We start from the raw sequence: 22,490 nt of genomic DNA, 5'->3' as shown, positions 1-22,490 counted from the left end.
ATGATCATTTACAAGCCTCGACCTTTGAATCCAAAGATCTTCACCTAATTCAATAAGGGCTGTACATTATTCATCAGCTCATTTTTAAACTCTTCTATCAGGCTCTTTCGGAATTTAAATTTTGACATAGGTGCTTCTGTTTGGCTCTTATATGCTGCATAGTCTGCCTTTTCTTTCATATTTGTTTCATTTGCCAATTCACCGTCCCGGAAATTGAATACCTCATATTTTACTTCTTCTGGATCTAAAAACCATTTTCTGGAAAAAGTTTCCACTTCACGTTCAATAGCTTCCTGCCTCATCTGATTAACAATCATAGAAATATCCTGACCAATATATTTGCTCTTATCAGCTTCAATTTCATCTACGATCGTACCTAGCAGATCGCTGAGCTTTTGATTTGTCTTAGCGAACTCCTCGATCAATTCCCGAATAGTTTTCAAATCTTCCTTGAAATTCGATTCTTTGTAATTATCCTGTTTAGGATCCAATGACTCAATAAAACCCTGCAATAATTCAAGAATATACTCAAAATCCACCTGCAGCTTATGATAAGCAATCAGATCATAATCATCCATAACTGGCTCTTCTCCATCTGGAGTATCTTTTTCATTTCGAAACTCTTCCATCACATTCTTATACATAGCTGCATAGTTTTCATATTCCTGTTCCGAAAAATCATACTCCTTTAATATGGATTCTTCGTAGTTTGAAAATGCCTTTAAATGTGCAAAGTCATGATCTAAAGACCGGAACATATGAATAAATGATCTTTTCTGTTTTCTGGATAACGCAGCAATGTCTTTCGGTGTCTTTGCCAGCGCGTGAATCGCCTGCACAGATATTGAAAACTCCTGCTTTACTTTATCCCAGTCTTCAGATACAGCAGTGCTATATCCACCTTTGGAATAAAGTGTCAGCGCTGCATTGATTGCGTTTTTAAATGCTTCCGGCTCCTGGAACGTAACAACCTGACCATACATTTTCTTGTCATCCAGTAACCGATTGGTCCTTGAGAATGCCTGGATAAGATTCTGATATTTCATAGGCGGACGATCAATGAACAGAGTAGATAAGCATGGAGCATCAAAGCCAGTCAGGAGACGATCCACCACAATTACAAGGTCCAACTGCTGATCCCGATTTAAATATCGTTTTTCTTTTCTGGCTAATCGCTCATTCAAGTTTTTATTATATGCCTGGATCATCTGCAGTTTATAACTTGTCCCAAACATCCGATAATAATCATCCAGAGACTGTTCCATTTCCACCTGGTTTACGTGGGATTTCTCATCATTTTCTGATATCGAATACGTGATCGCAACTTTTGGAAAATCCGGATAAGCCTTTGTAATTTCATCAGAAATCTTAAGTTCATCCTTTCCTGCTTTGATATCACAAATCATTTTATAATATTTCTGCGCTCTCTCAATCGAATCTACCGTGAGAAACGCTTCATAAGTTTTTCCCTTGCCATTCTGCAGTCCAAATTTAACCTCGGAACGATTCAAAATAACATCCAGCACTTTTCTCATGTGTGTTTCTGATTCATATGCAGCCGGATCTACTTCACTTTTCGCCCCCATTGTTTCTACCATAAAACCAAGCACTGCGGAGTCATGGATCGCCTCTTTAATGGTATAACTATGCAGACACTCTCCATACATTTCCTCTGTTGTCTGAGGCAGATCTCCCTTCAATTCATATTTATTCTCATCGAATATAGGTGTTCCGGTAAATCCATACCATAAAGAATGGCTGAAAAAGCGCTCAATCAAACGCTTCGTTTCCGGAGTGACTGCGCGGTGACATTCGTCCACAACAAAGGCAACCCGCAGATTCCGGATTTTCTGATAGTTCTTGTCATCTTCTTTCAACCGGCGGTCGATCATAATCTGCAGTTTCTGTCTGGTTGTTACAATCATATGGCGCTTACCGTCCGTTAAACGCTCAATCAACTTTCCAACATGCTCCGTATCATCTACGTCAATGGTATCCTGAACAGCATAAGACTGGAATTCCATGGTTGTCTGGGTGTCCAGATCTTTTCGGTCAATCAAAAAAATTGTCTTTTCAATGGATGGAATATCCATTAATAGATTTCTGGTGGCCTTATAGGAAGTCATCGTCTTTCCAGACCCCGTCGTATGCCAAATATAGCCCGACTTTCCCTGCTTCGATGCCTCACGCATAGCGCAGATCGCATGAATCTGATACGGTCGTAAAATCAGAAGTTTCTTTTTCTCATTATCCAGAATCGTATATTTTGTTACCATCTCATGCGCCTGCGGAATCCGTAAAACAGCTTTGCAAAATTCAATGTAATCACAAACTGGCTGATTCTCTTTATCGATCCAACCTGTGATGAATTTCTTATTCAGCTCTATGTCTCTTGCCGCAGCGAAATATTTTGTATCTACTGCATTGCTGACAACAAACATCTGTACATTAGAAAATAAACCACGGAACTTTCCTTCCGCTATATATTTTTTGATCTGACGATATCCATCCATATAAGAATGCTCTTTATTTTTCAACTCAATATGGATCATTGGAATTCCATTTATAAGAAGTGTCACATCAAATCTACGATTTCGGCTGTCAACCTGCCCTTCTGACGAGAAGACCTGATACTGGTTAATCACCTCATAAACACTGGTTCCGCCCGCAATATGCTCATTGTTCATCACCTGCAGGTGGATAGATTCGTTCCCTCTCTGAATATGTATATAGACCTGTCCATTTTCTCCAACCAGCCATTTCCCTGCATCGTAAAATGATGCATGGGAAACGTCATTCTTAATCTTGGCAAATTCCGACTCACTAAGCGGTGTATTATCCAGCTTAGCTTTATTGTTCTGTTCCAGGATATACTTAAAATTCTCCCAAAGCTGATCCTCCGTCTTAATGTCCGGGCGATACGTCCATTGGGATTCTTCCCGGCAGAGTTGATCAATCAACCTACGCTCAATAATGGATTCTAATTCCGGCATACTCAACCTTCTTTCTTTGGAAACATGTTTTGCAGCATGTACTTTTTAAGTTCTAAGAGTTCATCACGCTTACGCTGATGAAGGGTGATGATGTGGTCGAGATTTTCAAAATATGTCGCTATCTTTACTTGCTCATCTTTGGACGGGAACGAAACTTCTATATTTTTCAATTTTTCAAAATAAAGATTAGTTACACTTCCACCCTCAACCCTCATCGCAAATTCATTCCGCAAAGTAGCATTAAACATCGTGGCCGTGAACAATGGATTGTTGTCGGTATTAAAGACTGAAATCATTTCACCAATCGCTACATTCGGCATAGAAAGCCATGTACAGTGATTATAGTCCATCGGATCCTCACCTACTCGTGGAATCAATACTTCTGTACCTTTACTAAATCTAAGGTTATCAGGTGGCATATTTGTGTATGAATAAACTTTATCTATTTTTGCTCCAAATTTTGTATAAAGTTCCCCATACCTTATACACGGAATGGTTGCATCTTCTGTTACTGACCACTTTGGGCAGCTTCTCCCATAATAAAAAGTTCCCCAATCATCCAACTTACGCTGTTCCCAAAGATCAGTAAATCCTTCAAATCGAATTTCTGGAACCTTTTCCCCGTTCGCTGGAAACATTTTTTGCAGCATATACTTCTTTAATGCTGCCATATTATCATACTCTTGCTGATGACGGCTGATGAGGTTGTCTATTTTCGAAAAATAAGAGCCAACTTTTTTCTGCTCTTCATATGATGGAAATAATCCAACCATATTTTTAAACTTTTTCAATGACAAAACATGCTGTCCAGTTCCCTCAGAATTTATTTTAATTTGATCTTCCAAACCATAATTTAATCTGCGTAGCAGGAAATCTGAATCTACCCCCTTTGGTTTAAATACTGGGTAAAAATAGCTTATTATCCCCATATCCGCAACATCATTACGGTTAAATACAAATACATCATTATCACTTCTACTTCGAAAAGCAAAATATCCCCGCGGAATTATAAAATATCCTACGTTTCCGTTTTGACTTACTCGATCTCCTGAAAAATAATCGTCTTGTAATACGATTCCTTTTTGCTGAGATGAAGTTAAAACAGGATATTGATCTTCGACCGTCGTTTTTTTGACATAATCTTCGACAACCGCCCCCAGCTTGCGTTGTTCCCAATCGTCTGTATATCCCTTAAACCGGATATTTGGTGTATTTCCCATGTCTACATCTCCTCAAACACACGAATAAATGCTTCAACGTCTTCCTTGGTTTCCGAAGTTTTAAAAGTCAGGTTTTTCATCATTTCCAGTAATTCTTTGTTTCCATCTTTAATTGCTCTATCTGTATCCTGGATCTTTACGGTTAGATCTTTTAAACTGATTTCCGGCTCTTCTTCTGTTGTATCTACATAGCGCGGAATATTCAAATTAAAGTCATTCTTTTCAATATCCTCATAAGAAGCCAGATACGCTTCTTTTTCTACCGGTTTACGATTTTTATACAGCTCCAGTACATGTCCAATGTGTTCTTCTGTCATAACATTCTGTTTCTTTTCTTTTACAAAAAGATTCGAAGCATCAATGAAAAGCACATCCCGTCCATCCCTGTGCTTTTTTAACACAATAATACAGGTCGGAATAGATGTATTATAAAACATATTGGACGGTAGACCAATAACTGCATAAATGGATCCGTTCTTTAATAAAATTTCACGAATTCTGCCTTCTGCTCCGCCCCTGAACAATACCCCATGCGGCAGTACGATTGCCATCGTTCCGCTCTGTTTTAAATGATAAAATCCATGCAGTAAGAACGCATAATCTGCTTTTGACTTCGGTGCCAGATTACCGCCATAATCCATAAAACGTTCATCCTGTTTAAATCCCTCCGCTGCAGACCAATTTGCAGAATACGGCGGATTCATGGTTACCACATCAAATTCTGTTTCTTCATCTGTCGGCCAGTCTGCATCCAGTGTGTCTCCATTTCTCAAATGCTGATTTTCCGGATGTACTCCATGAAGAAACATATTCATTCTAGCCAGATTATACGTAGATGGCATTAATTCCTGACCGTAATACTTTATATAATCCGGTTCCTTTGAGTAGTTTCTGCAACTTAACATTAAAGAGGCGGATCCCATACATGGGTCATATACCTGCAGGCCTTTTTTCTCTTCCTGTCCCATCATAGCAATACGACAAAGAATTTGCGCCGGTCCATGTGGAGTGTAAAATTCCCCCGCCTTCTTTCCTGTTTCAGAAGCAAACTGACCGATCAGATATTCATATGCATTTCCAAGAACATCTCCTTCCGTATGGATCAGATCTGCGCCCTCCAGAACACGAAGCAAGTCTGCTATCGTTGCACTCTGTTTCTGATCTCCAGTTCCAAGGCGGTTAGAATACAAATCTACATCTGCAAATAATCCCTCAAACAGCGGATCAGACTCCTGTACGCGGTTAAAAGCGGTCTGTAATTTTTCTCTCTTGAAACAATTATTCTTTACATCACTTAAAATATGGGTAAACGTCATTGTCGGTTCCAATGTATAATGCAACGATTCCTTCAACTCCGCCAGTAAATCTCCTGCATCATCACTGGAAAATGCTTCTTCATATGCCCTCTGCGCCTCTTCCAGTTTTTCCGGCACTTCATCCATTAACAGATCATACGCTTTCGACAGGTAGGAATCTGACAGATACTTGTAAAATACCAATCCTAAAAGATATGTTTTATATTCATTTGCATCCATTTTTCCGCGAAGCACATCCGCACCGTTCCATAAAACCTGCAGTAAATCCTTACTTGTTGTCATACTTTAATTCTCCTCATATTTTCTAATCATTGCTAACGTCATATCCATTACATTTTCTGCCTGCTGTATAATTAAATCCCGTTGAATAATTGCTTTTCGATAAAGTTCTCCAACAATGTGTTGTTGCTCAATTCCCAGAAGCGGCATGGTCAATCCCCCGATACTCTGAATTGTAAGTTTTTTTACACTCAAGGTATTACCTTGATAATACCTTACAACCTGTTCTTCAATCTCTCGTCCTTCATTAAACTGGTAGCAAAAGTACCACGGATCCAGGGTGTCTGAATCAAATGAACATTTTAAGAAATTAGACGTGATACACAAATTTTCTGTTTCTTTTGATACCGGAGCCGCCTTTGATTTAATCATGCTTATAATGCACTCCGAAGCTTCTTTGCTCTGATTTATACTGTGCAAATCCTTCTCAAAATCTTCCGGAGTATAAATCGCATTTCCCGAATTTTTTAAGCGTGTCACATTTTTTCCCAAAGCAAATTGAACCAATTCTTCTAGTCTTAAATGTTTCATCTCGCTCCTTCCTTTGTACTTTAGCTAAATTACAATTATATAATAGTATTTCTTTTGGGTTTTGTCAATATGTAATTTAGTTAAATTACAAAAAGAGTCATATAAAGCATGACTCTTTTGCACTACTGTATTTCTAGAACAAGGCCTCCCTTGTTCTCATTTCCACAGTTGCCAATGTCACAACCTGCAGCCGAAAACAGCCCAACCAGGATCAAACTTGAAACAACTGAAATGCCCCTCCGACCGGTTCTATCTCAAACGTCATTTCTTTCTTCGTCACCGGATGAAAAAAAGTCAGCGATGAAGCGCAGAGTGCGATCGACTCTCTTCCACTTCCCATATTTCCTGCTGTTCTGATACCCGGCATATTTCTATTTCCTGCTGCCTTCATGGTTCCCTGGTCTGCATTCTCTTTCTTATCAAGTTTGGCAGTCCCCACAGGCACTCCATATTTCATATCCCCATACAGCGGCGTCCCATGATGCGCCATCTGTACACGGATCTGGTGATGGCGTCCGGTCTTCAGCGCAACCCTCACCAGACTCAGTTCCTTCCCCGGCATCCCGGCAGCTTCCCCGTCGATCGTCTTTAAGACTTCATAGGACAGCTCCGCCTTTTTCGCACCGGTTATCCCCTTATCCACAACCTGTGAATAATTCCCGTCCGGTGTTTTCACCATATAATCCACATAGTTATCCACCATATTCACAGGTCTTCCGTGGACAACTGCTGTGTAGATTTTTTTCATCTTATGGCTCTGAACCTGCTCACTTAAAGCCGCTGCCGCCCGTTTCGTTTTCGCGTACACCATCACGCCGGACACAGGCTTGTCCAGTCTGTGGATAACTCCCACATAAGGTTCCTTCCCCGGTGTGCATGATTTGTTGATAACCAGGTGTTTTTTCACCTCGCTGACCATATCCGGTGCGAACCGCTTCGCAGCCTGGGATTCCACGCCCGCAGGCTTTATGACCACCAGGATCTCGTCGTCCTCATATAATACTTTTAACATCAAAATATTTCCCCTTGCATATTTTTATCGTAAGTGGTATAGTATATTCAAACGCGATAAGTAGTTTCTAAAACTACGTGTCGCATTTTAAATATCCACTTTAACTTTGAAACCAGACCCTGCGTTCATTTGCTGCAATGATCTGAAATTTGTCCGCCACAACCTATTATCGCAGATCCATATCGGACTAATTCATTTCATACAGTCACGCACATTCTGATTTCCAATATTTTCCCTGTTCAACACAGGCTATCCCGCATGATTGGAGGAATGATTATGGAACTGAAAATAAAAGATCCCGGAAGCGCGCTGACTCACTTTATCGCAATGCTGACCGCAATGGTTGCCGCGACGCCGCTTTTAATCAAGGCCGCATCCGTCCCCGGAACCATGCACCTAAAGGCCCTGAGCGTCTTCATCGTCAGCATGATCCTGCTCTACGCCGCAAGCACGGTCTACCACACCTTCGACATTTCTGAGCATGTCAATAAGATCCTTCGGAAAATCGACCACATGATGATCTTCATCCTGATCGCCGGAACCTACACACCGGTGTGCCTGATCGTCCTCGGAAATAAGTCCGGCTACCGGATGCTGTCCCTTGTCTGGGGCATCGCCATCGTAGGCATCATCATCAATGCCCTCTGGATCAACTGCCCGAAGTGGTTCTCCTCCGTGATCTACATCGCGATGGGCTGGGTATGCATCATGGCGATCCGCCAGATCGTTGCCGCTCTCACACCTGCCGCTTTCACATGGCTTCTCGCCGGCGGCATCATCTATACCATCGGCGGTGTGATCTACGCGCTGAAACTGCCGATCTTCAACTCGAAGCATAAAAATTTCGGCTCCCACGAGATCTTCCATCTCTTCGTCATGGGCGGAAGCTTCTGCCATTACATGATGATGTACGGATATGTGGCTGCCGCGTAAAACCAACTTCATTTCCAGTATATCAGAAAAGCGGCCGGATCACAATTGATCCAGCCGCTTTCTCTCTTCTATCTCTTCCGTCTCTCCTCGTCCCTCTTCCGCTTCTCTTCAAGCAGTCTGTTGAACTCGGCCTCCGCGTCACCGCCTTCGGCAACGAGACGCTGTCTTCTCTTTTCGCGGCGAAGTGCTTCTGCTTCCGCCTCTTTCCTGTTGTTCTGGATCATGAACCAGATACCACCGCCGATCAGGGCTGCTGCCGCGAGGATTCCGATCACGATCAGGAGGATCTTCGCAGGGAATCCGGTCTTCACATCATTGCTGCCCGCCTGATTCGATGCGTTGTCCGCGTCACCTGCCGCCGTGGTCACATCTGCCTCGCCCATGGTCTCCGTCTCAGCCTCAGTGCTCTCGTCATCTGCTGACGGATCCGCAGCGTCTGTGCTCTCCTCGGACGTTTCTTCCGCTGCAGTGGTCTCGGCCCCTCCTGCTGCCTCAGCAGCCGCAAGTGCTTCCGCCCCCGCCTTCGTCATCAGGTACGCGGAGCCGATCTTTCTCTCATTGTAAATGTAGTTGAGCACTCCGACCGTTCCCTCCGGCGCTCCGTCCGGAACTGCGCCGAGACTTAATTCCGCGTCCGCGAATGTGGCGTCCTTCGGAAGTGTGATCTTTTTTCCTGTCTGGATCGCCAGGTCGGACGGCGCATAGCTTGTCCCGTTTACATCCACCTGGTCCTCTCCTGTGACATATCTCGTCTCATTCTCCGCGATATCCACATTCTGGAACCGGTTCAGGCCAAACTGCAGCAACGATTTTCCATCAATGAAATACTGTCTCGGACTTCCCTTTAAGATGACGGATACAACACGTCTTCCGTCCTTCTCACCGTATGTAACAAGCGTGTTTCCTGCTTTTAAGAGATATCCGGTCTTTCCTGCCACCGCCTCCGGGCAGTAATACTCGCTGGAAGTGTCCTCCGTGATCACGAGACGGTGCTCATTCCGCACACTGGCCCCGTCCGGGTTGTTCGTCGTCGGTCCCACCTTCCATGACTTCGCGGAACTGATCTCCAGAAGCTTCGGGTTACTGTAGGCCGCAGCCGCGATCTTCGTCATATCAAACGCTGTAACCACTTGGTCATCGTTGTTGAGGCCCGATGGGTTCGCGAAATGGCTCTCCGTGCATCCAAGCTCCGAGATCTTCGCGTTCATCATGTCAACAAAGTCCGGAATACTGCCTGCCACGTGTTCCGCCAGGGCGTTTGCCGCCTGGTTGACGGATGCAAGAAGCAGCGCGTACAGGCAGTCCTCAACGGTCATAGTGTCTCCCGCCACGAGACTCAGCTTATTTCCGCTGTCCACCTCCACGGAGTTCATGGCCTTGTCCGAGTAAGTGACCGTGTCAGTGAGGTCCGCATGTTCCAGGACCACGAGGGCTGTGAGGATCTTTGTGATACTCGCCGGATAGTATTCCACATGGCTGTTCTGTCCGAAAAGCATCGTTCCGGTGTCCACGTCCATGACAGCTCCCGCCTCCGCCTCGATTCCCGTGTCGGATGGCCAGTCGGGTCTCGCGAAAGCCTGCATCGTTCCCAGCTGGGTAAACACGAGCACGCCGCAGAGCACCTTTGCCAGTTTCTTTTTAAAAGTACAAATCATAAATATTTTCTCCCTGTATTCCGTATCTGTTCGGTTTTCTCACAGATACTAGCAAAAATCCATTTCAAAAATCGATGCATTTCTGCCTTATATGTGATGTTTTCCTGCGGCCAGCGCAATAAACAATGCTCTGCCGCACGCTTACGGGGCTTTTCAGGAAATCGGCCTTTCAACCGGCCCATGGGCCACCAGTTCATCCTTCTGATTCCGGGAAAGCTGTTTTACCTTCACTTCCCGGCTCATCGCCTCTTCCTTCGTCTCGAAAGTCTCATACCACACAAGCCGCACCGGCCGTCTGGACTTCGTGTACTTCGCCCCGCGCCCGGAATTGTGCGCCTTCACCCTTTTTTCCAGGTCATTCGTCCAGCCGCAGTAGAGTGTCCCGTCCGAACATTCCAGAAGATATGTATAGTTCATGTTTTCTCCATTTCACGGCGATACCGGCACCCGCCTGTATCCTGCCCCGACATTCCCTGCTCTCTGACACTTTACATGTTATGTAAACGGCAATGGGACCATGGAATCCATCACCGTTCTCCGAAAGCCTGAGCCCGCGGAATCTATATGAAAGCATCGGGATGCCTTAGATGTGATTTTCTGTGGTACTGTTATTTTATGCCGCAGTTTTCAGAACGTTACAGGAGCATTCTTCTGTTTCCGATTCTGGCATATTCCATAACATTCTGTCGCTCCTGACCAATGTCATTTTGCTGCGAGCAGAAAATCCCACTCATACCATTATATAAAATTTTCCCCGAATTGCAACCAGACATTCGGGGAAAATCACACATTGCCGCATTTTGCACTTGTTTTTTCAATAAAAAGCAGCACCGGACAACAGTCACACGCGGAACCAGCTCTATCCCTGCACCGTTTTCACTAAAATCAGCCTGTCGCCCGGCCGGATCGTGCTGTCTGACAGGTGGTTTAGCTCCATGATCCGTTCTACGCTTGTGTGGAACATCCTGGCGATCTTCCAGAGACTGTCCCCCGGCTTCACCACATATCCGATGATCCCCGGAATTTTTTTGAGCCGCTCCGTATCCAAAGGTTCCTCCGCCACGCTCAGGACCGTCTGCTCGCAGACAGGCTTTAACACCAGCACATCCGCCGTGATCTGAGCCTTCACCTCCACGGCGTCCCCGCCTGCCATGACAGCTGTAAGCCCGGAGATTCCCGGTTCAATCTCATATACCACATCCTGCGTCAGACCATCCGCAGCTGCCATCAGATGGAACGGCAGCACTTCCGACGCTGCCCCCACAGGTGCCTGGTCATCCGCCGTCAGGTATAAAAGCCGGATCTCCAGGACCCCGTCCATGTGGATTCCGTCCTCCTTGATCTGGACCTCATCGATCTTCACGTCCCCGTCGCTGTGGCATACCTGCAGGATCCGCTGCCTTCCGGTGAGCTGGACCTTCTCCTGGATCTTCGTCTTCACCTGGTTCCGCACTGCCAGCGTATCAAAGCACACCGTCCCTGTCTCCGGAACCGCCTCCCGGTCCAGGGCATAGAGGTCCCCGAGAAGCTCCACCTGCTCTTCCTCGTAGAGCCTGATGTCCAGTTCCATGACCGCGTCCACGGATATCTCCCGCATCTCGCCGTCGGAATCCGGCTGCAGTTCCATATCCCGGTGCACTAACTTCACCGTGATAAACGGGATCATGTCCTCCGCTGATTCTGTGAGCTCCACATTCCCGGAAAACGGCACAGTCTCCTCGAAACACTGCACCGGCATCTGCCCGCCGCCCGCAGAGTAGACTGCAAATACCAGAAGATCGCCGCTGATATGGATCTTCCCGTCGAGGGGCTTTGTCTCCACATCCTGAAGCCGCATATCCTGCCACAAAAGCGTCTCCGCGTCCGGGTCGTTTCCAGGGATCGTAAGGACTTCCCGCACCCGGAACGTGTCCCGCCGCCGAACGGCGATGGCAGCCACGGTCAGCGTCTTCTTCAATACCTCCACCTCACCGTCGAATTTCACGTCCGACGCCGTCTCCATGTCCCGGATCTCGTCCGCCTTGAGTTCCAGGGTCACTAACGCCTTGACATTCAGTTTTCTCGAGTTGATGAGACTCACATTCAGGTCATCCAGCTCCCAGCCCGCCTGCACGTAGTCATTCTCCGCAAGCCCCGGCATATGTACGGTCTCCGTAAACGGGATGCTGCCGGCAAGAGCTGTGAGTTCTCCGCCGGGCCGCCGGTACAGGATCCGGAATTCCAGTTTTCCACTGATCTCCGCCTTCTCGCCGGGGTTCTTCACCGACTCAATTTTTACCTCCCCGTTCTCCATGATCAGTTCTTCCACATCATCCATAGAATCCGGCACATTGAAATCGTCATCCAGGGTCATCTGGGACGTGACGTTCCCCCTGCGACGGTTCATGTGGATATGTTTCTTCAAAAGTTCCATCATAAAAACGCCACCATACCTTTCCAAAGCCATGCTTTAGGAAATTGTATGATGGCAGTTATTATTTTATGCCCGTTGGTAACTATTCAGTACCTTCATAGTTACACGCAAAAATCCATTCCAGATCAGCTTCGCTGATGGGATTTTTGCCCTCCAGCCTATGTTTTCTTACGGTCAGCGCAGCAAGTGCGCAGACCTACTGAACAGTTACGCCCGTTGTTACTTTCAGTCTGGCAGCCTGGGCTTCTTTTCGCTCAATGCAGCACATCCGCAGGTCTGCTTAAAGGTCCTCCGGTTGTACTGCTGCTTAGATCTATTCTGCTACAGCTCCTCCTTCGCCTTTTCCAGCTCCTTCTCCAGCTCTTTCACCCGGCGCTCCAGCTCGTCGATGGTCTCCTGCATCTTGCAGATGTGTTCCGTGTTGATCTTCTTTGACGGATCTTTCACCGGCACACCGTCCTTTTTGACCTGTCTCGCGGGGATTCCGGCTGCGGTACTGTTCTCCTCCAGGGGCTTTAAAAGGACCGCGTTCGCTGCGATCTGGCAGTTGTCACCCACCTCGAAGGCGCCGAGGATCTTCGCTCCGGCTCCGATGAGGACATTGTTTCCGATGGTCGGATGGCGTTTTCCCTTCTTTGTTCCGACACCGCCCAACGTCACGCCCTGGTAGATCGTGCAGTTATCCCCCACCACCGTGGTCTCGCCGATGACGATGCCGCAGCCGTGGTCGATGAGGATCCCACGTCCCAGGACCGCGCCCGGATGGATCTCGATCAGAGTGAAAAATCTGGCGATCTGGGAGATCAGACGGCCGAGGAACCGCATATTGTGGGTCCAGAACCAGTGAGCGATCCGGTGCCAGATCAGGGCATGGACTCCCTGGTATAAAAGCAGGACCTCCAGCGCGCTTCTCGCCGCCGGATCTCTCTCCTGAACCGCCTTTACATCAAGCCAGATATCTTTCAACAACATGTTTTTCCTCTCCTCTGCCATCCCGTTGTAATCTTTTAAGACATATTTTCTCTGTCTATCATACGTATTCTGCCCATATTGTGTGTCCGAATTTCTTCACATCAGATCATTTCGGTCAATCGGTCACGTTCCACATCTGCCGTCAGGACATTTATGGCTGATTACATGTATTCTAGCAGAAATGATTATCAAAGTAAAGCGTTAACTCAATACATCAGTGCAAAATATCGAGTCTGTCTTACCTATATAAAGTAATTTCTGATTACACAATATAAGGAAACGCATTTGTAAGCAAAACACGACAGTCAGGCTTTACTGAAATACCACCGGCTTATCCCGATATTCTGTCTTCACGATCAGCACCGGATACGAGTTCTCTGTCCCCCTCGCCTCACCAGCCTCCGGTCCCGTAAGTTCCGTGCGGATCACGATGGAATTATCCGTCTCATAGAGTTCCTTCACCGCCACGCTGTAGCCGCCGCCTTTCTGCGGACCCTCGCCGATGACGATATACATTTCCAGCCCGTCCGCGTATGTAAGCTTGAATGGTTTTTCCCGCTTTTTGTCGATCAGCTCCTTTAATGCCGCCGGGATATCCGCCTCCCCGGTGACTGTAAATTCCAGGTCTTCTCCCTGCTTCTCCTCAGAATTTCCGGACTGACATCCGGTAAATGCCGCAATCCCGCCCAAGATCACCATCAGGACTCCCAGCACCGTAAGCACCTTTCTCGCGCGCCTTGGCAAACGTCTGAACATAAAATAAGATCCCCATCATGGATTTTGTTACAATCCTATTCCGGGGATCCCATTTATATGAGTTTCTTATTCGTAACTGTTCAGCAGATCTGCCCACTTGCTGCGCTGACCGTAAGAACACGTAAGCTGGAAAGCAAAAATCCCATCAGTCGCTGTCCGGTAAAAACTTGATCTTTACCATGATCTGCTTCGCAACCTGATTCTCTGCAAGCTCAATATCGTCTACATGAGTCGCGAAAGGCAGGTCGCCCTCGAATTCTTCCAGCTCTACGCTGATCCAGTTCTGGGCTGCATCTCTGGCGTTTTCGATAGCGTCCTCTAAATCGGCACCGTCCGCCTCACACATCTCCAGATCCGGAAAGAATGCGTGATAACCGGTTCCATCTTCTTTCTCTGTAAATACGGCAGGATATGTAAATGTCATAGTTTTCTCCTCTCCGATCTTTTTTTAATCAACATGAGCCGCAGGCTGCAAAGCAAACGCTGCAGGCTGCGGCCCATGTATTTATCGTAAGCAGCACCGTTCAGTCATGCAGTAACCAAAACTGGCACATAACCGGACTCTGACATGTCTTACTCGTTATCTTCCTTCTTCTCAGAACGCTCGCGTCTGTCGTCGCGGCGTCCGCCTCTTCTGTCATCGCGTCTCTCTGGGCGGTCGCTTCTCTCGCGTCTTTCCGGACGTGTTAACTTCTCAAGGTCTGCTGTCATATCTTCCGGTCTCATGGTCAGGTTGATCCTTCCCATGCGGTCTACCTCAACGACTCTTACCGTAACCTCATCGCCGATGTTGACAACATCCTCAACCTTAGCGACACGCTTGTCGGAAAGCTTGGAGATGTGAACCATACCATCCTTATTCGGAGCAAGCTCAACAAATGCGCCGAATTCCATGATGCGGACAACCTTACCTGTGTAGATCATGCCCGGCTCAACATCTGTCACGATGTTCTTGATCGTAGCGATCGCCTTGTCGATCATCTCCTGATCAGTACCGCAGACATTGACTGCACCGTCATCTGTGATGTCGATCTTAACGCCAGTCTCCTCGATAATCTTATTGATCACTTTACCCTGCTTGCCGACTACATCGCCAATCTTAGCCGGATCGATGGTGATCTGTGTGATCTTCGGAGCGTACTTGGACAGAGTCTTTCTCGGCTCGCTGATAACCGGAGCCATAATGTTATCCATGATGTAAAGTCTTGCTTCACGGCAGCGTCTGATCGCCTCCTCGATGATCGGGCGTGTTAAACCGTGGATCTTGATATCCATCTGGATCGCAGTGATACCTTCGTGAGTACCGCCTACCTTGAAGTCCATGTCTCCGAAGAAGTCCTCAAGACCCTGGATATCGGTAAGAACGATGTAATCGTCGTCTGTCTCGCCTGTTACAAGACCGCAGGAGATACCGGCTACCATAGTCTTGATCGGAACACCTGCTGCCATAAGGGACAGGGTAGATGCACAGATGCTGGCCTGAGATGTGGAACCGTTGGACTCCATTGTCTCAGATACAGTACGGATCGCGTACGGGAACTCTTCCTCGCTCGGAAGTACCGGTACAAGGGCACGCTCAGCAAGAGCGCCATGACCGATTTCACGGCGTCCCGGTCCTCTGGACGGCTTTGTCTCACCTACGGAGAAGGACGGGAAGTTGTAGTGGTGCATATATCTCTTTGTTGTCTCATTCTCATCAAGACCGTCAAGACGCTGTGCCTCGGAAAGCGGTGCAAGTGTGCAGGCGTTTAAGATCTGGGTCTGTCCGCGGGTGAACATACCGGAACCATGTACGCGCGGAAGGATATCGATCTCAGCAGCTAACGGACGGATCTCGTCGATGCGGCGGCCATCCGGGCGCTTGTGGTCTTTTAAGATCATCTTTCTTACGGTCTTCTTCTGATACTGGTAAACAGCCTGTCCGATAAGCGGAAGCCACTCTTCGTTTTCAGCAAATGCCTCTTCGAGACGCTCTGTGATCTGGCGGATGTTCTCCTCACGTTTCTGCTTCTCGTCTGTAAATACTGCCTCTTCCATCTCAGCCGGCGGAACGATCTCTTTGATCGCAGCAAACAGCTCATCCGGAATTGCGCAGCTCTCGTAAGTGTGCTTTTCTTTACCGCACTCAGCAACGATGCGGTCGATGAATTTAATGATCTCCTGGTTTACTTCGTGTGCCTTGAAGATCGCGTTGATCATGGTCTGCTCCGGAACTTCCTTCGCGCCGGCCTCAATCATGATAACTTTCTCTCTTGTGGACGCAACGGTAAGAGCAAGGTCAGAAACTTTCTTCTGAGCAGCGGTCGGGTTGATAATGAACTCGCCGTCAATAAGACCTACCTGGGTCATTGCACACGGACCGTCGAACGGAATATCGGAAATGCATGTAGCAATCGCGGAACCGAGCATAGCTGTGAGCTCCGGGCTGCACTCCGGGTCAACAGACATAACAATGTTGTCAAGTGTTACGTCGTTTCTGTAGTCCTTCGGGAATAACGGACGCATCGGACGGTCGATAACACGGGAAGTAAGGGTCGCGTTCTCGGATGCCTTTCCCTCTCTCTTTGTGAATCCGCCCGGGATTTTTCCTACGGAGTATAATTTTTCTTCATATTCTACGCTTAACGGGAAGAAATCGATCCCGTCTCTCGGCTTGTCAGATGCAGTTGCGGTAGAAAGAACAACTGTATCGCCGTAGTGCATGAATGCTGCACCATTTGCCTGCTTTGCAACACGGCCTACCTCAACGGTAAGGGTACGTCCTGCAAGTTCCATGGAAAAACTCTTAAACATGGCTTCGTCTCCTTTTCTTAAATGTTGCGACAGAAGAAGCCGAAACTACTAAACTAAACATGATCCACGCATTGGTTAACACGCGAACCCGTAAGCTCCGGATCACTCATGCCTACTTTAGCGGTCTCGGAAGTTTCTTCCGTCTGTCAATTACAACAAAGGTGGAGTACACGAAATCATGCGCTCCACCCATAAGTCTGCTATTACTTTCTGATGCCTAACTTCTCAATAAGAGCACGGTATCCTTCAAGATCAGATTTCTTAAGGTATGCAAGGAGACCACGTCTCTGACCTACCATCATAAGAAGACCACGTCTGGAATGATGATCTTTCGGGTTAACTTTTAAATGCTCTGTGAGCTCTGCGATTCTCTCTGTAAGAATTGCGATCTGAACTTCCGGTGAACCTGTGTCGCCCGGTTTTCTGCCGTACTCAGCGATAATAGCTGCTTTCTTTTCCTTTGAAATCATTGTGATTTCCTCCTTAAAATTCTTTAAACTTACCGATCACCAGGTCCCGGTTGGAGTTATCCGCTGACCGAGCGTCGGCGCTTTCACATACTCTGACAGTATAGCATACCTGTCTTTAAAAGTAAATAAGTTTTTTTCATAAAAAGCTCCAGAATCTTCCAGTTCAAAAAAGCAGTTCAAATCGTGTTTAAACGTCACGGAATTGAACTGCTTTTCTTTTAAACCGATTTTAAAATCCAGGTCCGACTTCCTGCTCTGTCATGCCTTCCGTCTCCTGCACGAATCCCGGTCCGAAGCTCTCGTTGTCCCCGCCCGCCGTAACTGCAGGTGTCGTCTCAGGTGCCGCGGTTGTCTCCGGCACGGACGGTCCCGCCGCGGTCGTTTCCGGCGCTGCCGTGGTCGCCGGTGCTGCCGTCGTCTCAGGTGCCGCGGTTGTCGGCACTGCCGTCGTAGCTGCCGTTGTCTCCGCCGTTCCGTCCTTCTTCGTTCCGCTGGTCTTGGAGCTCTCCGTGCCGTCTAAATGGTAGCACAGGACCGGATCTCCCGCGGAGATGTTCTCGTAGATGGTCTTCGCCACTGCCGGCGGCAGGTTGACGCAGCCGTGGGATCCGCCACTCTTGTAGATCGTTCCGCCAAATGTCTTTCTCCAATTCGCGTCATGCAGACCAATTCCGCCGTTAAACGGCATCCAGTAGGAAACAGGAGTCGCGTATCCCTGGCCTTTCAGGGTCGCATTTCTCTGCTTATACGTGATGGAATAAGCACCCGCCGGGGTACTCCAGCCCTTCGCGGCATTTCCGGACACGAAATCCGACTCCACAAGAAGCTTTCCATTCGCATAGAAGTAAAGATGCTGCGCCGTCAGGTTGATTTCCACGTATGTATTTCCATAATCATTTCCCGAATGGCTCGCGGCCTTCTGGGAATATTCCGGCTCTCTGGATGTCTGCTCCCCATTTTTGATGAGGCTCACGAGAGCTGCCGTCTCCTTCGCCTGGTCGATCTTCCATCCGTAATTTCCGGTGGTAATGGTCACCGTCTTTCCGTAGGATGTCTTCAATGTCTTCGGCTTATACGCGGTGTTACAGGTGGATGCCAGGTTCTTGACATACTCCGCCGCCTTCGACTCGCTGACACTGACGCTCGTCCCGTTGACCGTGAGCCAGTTATGGATCTCATTTCCGTTCAGCGTCTCCGCTTTATCTCCAAACTTATATGTGATCTTCGCCCCCACATACTTGTTCATGGTCTCGCAGGCCGTCTTAAGTGCCTCGTCCTCGGAGGTCACCGAAGGAGCCAGATAACATCCCTGCTCCTCGAGGTCCACGCTCTCCGCCAGGGACATGATCGCAGTGGCGACCGCCTCTTTCACCTTGTCCTCCTGGAGCTCCGTTCCCTCATCCTCTTTTATGATCGAGTAAGAGCCTGTTGCGGAATCATAATCAGAGATCTTCGCGTCCTCCGGCTCTCTCATATTTTCCTCGTCCATGCAGGAGAGACCTTCTAATGCCTCATTCAGCATATCGTCGCTGTAGCGGAGCAGGGCATCCGTATTTACCTCATTCACCGCTTTTCCAAACCGATATTTTCCCCAGTCCATCGGCTTCTGGGAGGCAATGGCCTTATCTAACGTATCATCAAACTCCGCGTAAAGTCCCACACTCTCCCCGGTGATGGACTCAGAGAGATCCTCGCGCCCATTGATGGTCAGCGTATATCCCTTTAACTGCTCCATGATGGCGTCTTCCACTTCCGATGCCGTCTTTCCCGTCACATCCATGCCGTCAACGATGGTTCCGGGCAGAAAACATGTCTTGTATTTTGAGGATTCATGCCAGTAGAGGCCGCCGCCAACGGCCCCAACGAGAACGACCACGCCGCCGCACACAGCCGCGATCTTTACCGCCAGGTCCTTATTCATTCCGGTCCCACGGTTTTTCCCCCGTTTTCTCCCTTTCTGGGCCTTAAATGCTGCATATGTCATCGCCGGCTTCTGCTCCGGCGCCTGCTTTTCTTTTTCCCCGCCTTCCGGCTTATTTTCTAACTCCAATTCTTCCTTCTCCATGTATAACTGTCCGTCAGATCCGCACTGCATGGGCAAAGCTTTTCCAGACAGTTACCTTCTCTTTTTAGATACGCCCGTCTCCCATCCTTTTGCGGGAAACGGATGATGTTCTTTTTTATGATACTTTTCTGAAATTTATGAATATTTACGCAAACTCCAGATACCGTCTCTGGCACTCCTTGATATCATGGTCCAGCTGTGCCTTCAGCGCGCCGATAGACTCAAACTTCATCTCCGGTCTCACAAAGTCGAGAAGCTCCACTTTCATCTCTTTTCCGTAGAGATCTCCCGCAAAATTATAGAGATAAGTCTCCACTCCCACCGGATTTTCCCCGGAGATCGTAGGCTTTGCCCCCACATTTGTCAGTCCGCCGTAAGTTTTTCCGTCCACGGTCACCCTCGTCACATAGACGCCGAACTTCGGCAGGTGTTTCACCGCCGGCGGGATCAGGTTCGCCGTCGGATATAATTTTGTGTGTCCGATGGCGTTTCCATGCTGCACCGTTCCGGTGACAAAGTAATAATACCCCAAAAGCTTGTTTGCCTTTATGATATTTCCGTCCGCCAGCATCTCACGGATGTAGGTGCTGCTGATGATCTTTCCTTCCTCGTCCCGCTCCTTGTCAACAACAAAATAGCGGTATCCGTACTCAGACGACAGGCGCTCCAGCATCGCGCAGTCCCCGGCTGCCTTGTATCCAAAGTGGCAGTCCGGACCGGAAACGATGACCCCGGCGTTCATGTGTCCCACCAGGATGTCGGAGACGAACTTCTCCGGTGCCATATGGCATACTTCCTCATCAAATGGGTATTCCACGATGTAGTCAACACCGGCTTTCTCCAAAAGCATCTCACGCTCCGGGTTCGTCATGATCATAGTCTGCATCTTTCCCTTTACCAGGGTTCCCGGAGGCGTCGCGAAGGTGAACACGGCGATCTTAAAGCCTTGTTCCTTCCATTTTAACATCTCATGCATCAGCTTCTGGTGTCCCCTGTGGAGACCGTCGAATTTACCGATGCTGACGACTGTCTTCTCTTTGATCTGAAACTCTCTGGTTTCCGCGATGTACTGCATGTCAATTTCCTCCCAGAAAGATTTTTTCCGGATAGTACATGTGTTTCCCTTCGTCGTACCTAAACACCCCGATAAAGGTTCCATCCGAATGATAAACCCGGAACATGTCCCCGCCCCTTATATCTTTTACCGCGCGGCTGCGGAACGGATTTCCGTTCTTTAAGAGCTTATCGAGCTCCTCCGTATCCGAGCGGATCTCCGGAAGCTCCTTGAAAACTTCCTCCACCGGAAGTACGACCTCCGCCAACCGGTCTTCCTCTTTTAACTTCTGAAGCTCGTCCAGTGTCAGGCTCTCCGAGAGTTCAAACCGGCCCACCTTTGTCCGAAGCAGCTCCTTCATACAGCCGCCGACGGAGAGCTTCGCGCCTATATCATGGCACAAGGTTCGGATATAAGTTCCCTTTGAACAGGACACGGTCATCGTAACTTCCGGGAGCTCCATCTTCTCGATCTTGATATCGAAGATCTTAACCGGGCGCGCCTTCCGCTCCACGTTTTTCCCCTCTCTCGCAAGCTCATAGAGCTTCTTTCCATCGACCTTGAGTGCCGAGTACATCGGCGGAATCTGGGCGTAATCCCCGATAAAGGAGAGGACCGCGTCCTGCACTTCTTTTTCAGTGAGGCCCGATGTTTCTTTCGTCTCCAGCACCGTACCCGTCGTGTCCTCCGTGTCCGTCTCGGTTCCCAGAAGAAGAACAGCCCTGTATGTCTTGTCGTGGTCAGTCAGCATATCGCAGAGCTTTGTGCCTTTTCCGGCGCACACCGGAAGAACGCCTTCCGCCGCCGGATCGAGAGTCCCCGTATGACCGATCTTTCTCTGACCCAGGATCCCCCGCATTTTCGCCACCACATCGTGGGAGGTGAATCCTTTTTCTTTATATACGTTAATAATTCCGTCGTACATTCTTTCCTCCGGTGTTCGTTACTTGAGCTCTTCCCACTGCTCGCGGATCTTTCCGCTGATCTTCTCCACGATCTCCTGCGGCTCCCCCGTCATCGTGCAGCCTGCGGCCTTCACATGTCCGCCGCCGCCGAAGCTCAGGGCGATCCGGCTCACATCCACTGCGGAGTTCGTTCTGAGGCTCACCTTGTACTCGTCAGGATTTCCCGTCTGGTAGAGCAGAAACGCGATCTCGATGCCTTCAATGATCCGAAGCTGGTCCACGATTCCGTCCGTGGCCTTTACGGTGCAGCCATATTCCCTTAACTCATCCGTCGTGACAACCGTGTATACACAACGGTTATCCAGAATCCGGACACTTTCGAGAACAGCCCGGCCGTGAATCTTCGCCTGACCATATGTCTTCGCAAAAAAGCTGTCGTCGATGATCTTTGGGAAATCGATGCCCTTTTCCATTAAAAACCCGGCGATCTCCATGGTCTGTCTCGATGTGTTTGAGAACTTGAAGATACCGGTGTCATGAGCAATTCCCGTATACAGGCACTCTGCGACCGCTTTGCTGATCTTTCCCTTATCGAGAAGGCGGAACACCACCTCACTTGCGGAGCTTGCCCAGCTCTCGATCACGTTGACCCTGCACATTCCCTTGTTCGTGATGTGGTGGTCAACGCAGAATGTATCTTTTGCTGTCTCCCGGTACGGGGCGAAGACGCCCAGGCGTGGAACGTCGCTGGCATCCGATGTGATGCAAAGGTCAAATGTTTTTGTGTCGTCGTATTCTGTGTGTACATCCTCAAAACCGGAAAGAAAGGAAAATTTCACTCCCATTTTCTCCAGATACACCGAGACCTCAAGCCCCTCATAATTTTCCTTCAGATAATTATAGAGTCCCAGACAGGAACCGATACAGTCCCCGTCAGGATTTACATGGCCCAGGATCACAATGCTCTTCTTTCCTTCCAGCATCTCATCAAGAATTCCCAAAAGTTCCGCCTCCCTTAATGTGTATTGTAATATAAAAAACAGAAAAATCCGGCAGAATCCGCGTTACGCGTGTCCGACCGGATTCCTCTATATGATTTCAGTACGCTCCTGTCCGCGTATTT

The 22,490-nt window shown here is 48.2% G+C and carries 18 protein-coding genes; 1 reads left to right on the top strand and 17 read right to left on the bottom strand.

Annotated features, from left to right (window positions below; translation table 11 throughout):
- Window positions 1-44: 44 nt before the first annotated feature.
- From DXA87_RS05575 to DXA87_RS05555, 5 genes are all read right to left on the bottom strand, one after another.
- On the bottom strand, window positions 45-2,993 hold the full coding sequence (locus DXA87_RS05575) for an HsdR family type I site-specific deoxyribonuclease (RefSeq protein WP_117470772.1): 2,949 nt from the start codon (window positions 2,991-2,993) through the stop codon (window positions 45-47).
- Between the two features lie 2 nt (window positions 2,994-2,995).
- Window positions 2,996-4,213: a restriction endonuclease subunit S gene (locus tag DXA87_RS05570; RefSeq protein WP_117470771.1), complete on the bottom strand. Its 1,218-nt coding sequence runs from the start codon at window positions 4,211-4,213 to the stop codon at window positions 2,996-2,998.
- Between the two features lie 2 nt (window positions 4,214-4,215).
- Window positions 4,216-5,811: a type I restriction-modification system subunit M gene (locus DXA87_RS05565; protein WP_117470770.1), complete on the bottom strand. Its 1,596-nt coding sequence runs from the start codon at window positions 5,809-5,811 to the stop codon at window positions 4,216-4,218.
- Between the two features lie 3 nt (window positions 5,812-5,814).
- Entirely contained in the window at window positions 5,815-6,339 is a 525-nt protein-coding gene (locus tag DXA87_RS05560; RefSeq protein WP_117470769.1) for a hypothetical protein, read from the bottom strand.
- A gap of 211 nt (window positions 6,340-6,550) precedes the next feature.
- The gene (locus DXA87_RS05555; RefSeq protein WP_117503499.1) at window positions 6,551-7,351 is read right to left on the bottom strand and encodes an RluA family pseudouridine synthase; all 801 of its coding nucleotides are present in this window, start codon (window positions 7,349-7,351) and stop codon (window positions 6,551-6,553) included.
- Window positions 7,352-7,627: 276 nt separating this feature from the next.
- Between DXA87_RS05555 and DXA87_RS05550 the strand changes: the two genes are divergently transcribed.
- The gene (locus tag DXA87_RS05550) at window positions 7,628-8,284 is read left to right on the top strand and encodes a hemolysin III family protein (RefSeq protein ID WP_117470767.1); all 657 of its coding nucleotides are present in this window, start codon (window positions 7,628-7,630) and stop codon (window positions 8,282-8,284) included.
- Window positions 8,285-8,352: 68 nt separating this feature from the next.
- Here DXA87_RS05550 and DXA87_RS05545 read toward each other — a convergent pair whose 3' ends face one another.
- The 12 genes from DXA87_RS05545 to DXA87_RS05490 all read right to left on the bottom strand — a co-directional run bounded on the left by DXA87_RS05545 (window position 8,353) and on the right by DXA87_RS05490 (window position 22,368).
- Window positions 8,353-9,939: a serine hydrolase gene (locus DXA87_RS05545; RefSeq protein WP_117470766.1), complete on the bottom strand. Its 1,587-nt coding sequence runs from the start codon at window positions 9,937-9,939 to the stop codon at window positions 8,353-8,355.
- Window positions 9,940-10,092: 153 nt separating this feature from the next.
- The gene (locus tag DXA87_RS05540) at window positions 10,093-10,356 is read right to left on the bottom strand and encodes a GIY-YIG nuclease family protein (RefSeq protein WP_015553617.1); all 264 of its coding nucleotides are present in this window, start codon (window positions 10,354-10,356) and stop codon (window positions 10,093-10,095) included.
- A gap of 442 nt (window positions 10,357-10,798) precedes the next feature.
- Window positions 10,799-12,355 (bottom strand): SPOCS domain-containing protein, encoded by a 1,557-nt coding sequence (locus tag DXA87_RS05535; protein ID WP_117503498.1) that lies wholly within the window; start codon window positions 12,353-12,355, stop codon window positions 10,799-10,801.
- A gap of 318 nt (window positions 12,356-12,673) precedes the next feature.
- Window positions 12,674-13,345, bottom strand: a complete 672-nt coding sequence (gene cysE, locus DXA87_RS05530) for a serine O-acetyltransferase (protein WP_158553029.1) — start codon at window positions 13,343-13,345, stop codon at window positions 12,674-12,676.
- A gap of 291 nt (window positions 13,346-13,636) precedes the next feature.
- The gene (locus DXA87_RS05525; RefSeq protein WP_015553620.1) at window positions 13,637-14,080 is read right to left on the bottom strand and encodes a protease complex subunit PrcB family protein; all 444 of its coding nucleotides are present in this window, start codon (window positions 14,078-14,080) and stop codon (window positions 13,637-13,639) included.
- A gap of 145 nt (window positions 14,081-14,225) precedes the next feature.
- The gene (locus DXA87_RS05520; RefSeq protein ID WP_015553621.1) at window positions 14,226-14,504 is read right to left on the bottom strand and encodes a type II toxin-antitoxin system HicB family antitoxin; all 279 of its coding nucleotides are present in this window, start codon (window positions 14,502-14,504) and stop codon (window positions 14,226-14,228) included.
- 149 nt (window positions 14,505-14,653) lie between these two features.
- A complete protein-coding gene (locus tag DXA87_RS05515) occupies window positions 14,654-16,873 on the bottom strand; it encodes a polyribonucleotide nucleotidyltransferase (protein ID WP_117503497.1) in 2,220 nt (739 codons plus the stop codon).
- A 203-nt stretch (window positions 16,874-17,076) separates the two neighbouring features.
- Complete coding sequence (gene rpsO, locus DXA87_RS05510) at window positions 17,077-17,343, bottom strand: 30S ribosomal protein S15 (protein WP_015553623.1); 267 nt, start codon at window positions 17,341-17,343, stop codon at window positions 17,077-17,079.
- 229 nt (window positions 17,344-17,572) lie between these two features.
- Complete coding sequence (locus DXA87_RS05505; RefSeq protein ID WP_158553028.1) at window positions 17,573-19,408, bottom strand: L,D-transpeptidase family protein; 1,836 nt, start codon at window positions 19,406-19,408, stop codon at window positions 17,573-17,575.
- A 145-nt stretch (window positions 19,409-19,553) separates the two neighbouring features.
- The gene (locus tag DXA87_RS05500; protein ID WP_117470762.1) at window positions 19,554-20,483 is read right to left on the bottom strand and encodes a bifunctional riboflavin kinase/FAD synthetase; all 930 of its coding nucleotides are present in this window, start codon (window positions 20,481-20,483) and stop codon (window positions 19,554-19,556) included.
- A gap of 1 nt (window position 20,484) precedes the next feature.
- Window positions 20,485-21,387 (bottom strand): tRNA pseudouridine(55) synthase TruB, encoded by a 903-nt coding sequence (truB, locus tag DXA87_RS05495; protein ID WP_117470761.1) that lies wholly within the window; start codon window positions 21,385-21,387, stop codon window positions 20,485-20,487.
- 18 nt (window positions 21,388-21,405) lie between these two features.
- The gene (locus DXA87_RS05490; RefSeq protein ID WP_181968321.1) at window positions 21,406-22,368 is read right to left on the bottom strand and encodes a bifunctional oligoribonuclease/PAP phosphatase NrnA; all 963 of its coding nucleotides are present in this window, start codon (window positions 22,366-22,368) and stop codon (window positions 21,406-21,408) included.
- Window positions 22,369-22,490: the final 122 nt, after the last annotated feature.

The sequence above is a fragment of the Desulfotomaculum sp. OF05-3 genome (assembly GCF_003435535.1).
GTDB lineage: Bacteria > Bacillota > Clostridia > Lachnospirales > Lachnospiraceae > Pilosibacter > Pilosibacter fragilis.
Note: the sequence above shows the minus strand (reverse complement) of the source record. Positions and strands in the feature narration are given on the sequence as shown.

Coding starts and splice junctions, on each gene's coding strand:
- DXA87_RS05575 (WP_117470772.1), bottom strand. CDS start 2,993: ATGCCGGAATTAGAATCCATTATTGAGCGTAGGTTGATTGATCAACTC.
- DXA87_RS05570 (WP_117470771.1), bottom strand. CDS start 4,213: ATGGGAAATACACCAAATATCCGGTTTAAGGGATATACAGACGATTGG.
- DXA87_RS05565 (WP_117470770.1), bottom strand. CDS start 5,811: ATGACAACAAGTAAGGATTTACTGCAGGTTTTATGGAACGGTGCGGAT.
- DXA87_RS05560 (WP_117470769.1), bottom strand. CDS start 6,339: ATGAAACATTTAAGACTAGAAGAATTGGTTCAATTTGCTTTGGGAAAA.
- DXA87_RS05555 (WP_117503499.1), bottom strand. CDS start 7,351: ATGTTAAAAGTATTATATGAGGACGACGAGATCCTGGTGGTCATAAAG.
- DXA87_RS05550 (WP_117470767.1), top strand. CDS start 7,628: ATGGAACTGAAAATAAAAGATCCCGGAAGCGCGCTGACTCACTTTATC.
- DXA87_RS05545 (WP_117470766.1), bottom strand. CDS start 9,939: ATGATTTGTACTTTTAAAAAGAAACTGGCAAAGGTGCTCTGCGGCGTG.
- DXA87_RS05540 (WP_015553617.1), bottom strand. CDS start 10,356: ATGAACTATACATATCTTCTGGAATGTTCGGACGGGACACTCTACTGC.
- DXA87_RS05535 (WP_117503498.1), bottom strand. CDS start 12,355: ATGATGGAACTTTTGAAGAAACATATCCACATGAACCGTCGCAGGGGG.
- cysE (WP_158553029.1), bottom strand. CDS start 13,345: ATGGCAGAGGAGAGGAAAAACATGTTGTTGAAAGATATCTGGCTTGAT.
- DXA87_RS05525 (WP_015553620.1), bottom strand. CDS start 14,080: ATGTTCAGACGTTTGCCAAGGCGCGCGAGAAAGGTGCTTACGGTGCTG.
- DXA87_RS05520 (WP_015553621.1), bottom strand. CDS start 14,504: ATGACATTTACATATCCTGCCGTATTTACAGAGAAAGAAGATGGAACC.
- DXA87_RS05515 (WP_117503497.1), bottom strand. CDS start 16,873: ATGTTTAAGAGTTTTTCCATGGAACTTGCAGGACGTACCCTTACCGTT.
- rpsO (WP_015553623.1), bottom strand. CDS start 17,343: ATGATTTCAAAGGAAAAGAAAGCAGCTATTATCGCTGAGTACGGCAGA.
- DXA87_RS05505 (WP_158553028.1), bottom strand. CDS start 19,408: ATGGAGAAGGAAGAATTGGAGTTAGAAAATAAGCCGGAAGGCGGGGAA.
- DXA87_RS05500 (WP_117470762.1), bottom strand. CDS start 20,483: ATGCAGTACATCGCGGAAACCAGAGAGTTTCAGATCAAAGAGAAGACA.
- truB (WP_117470761.1), bottom strand. CDS start 21,387: ATGTACGACGGAATTATTAACGTATATAAAGAAAAAGGATTCACCTCC.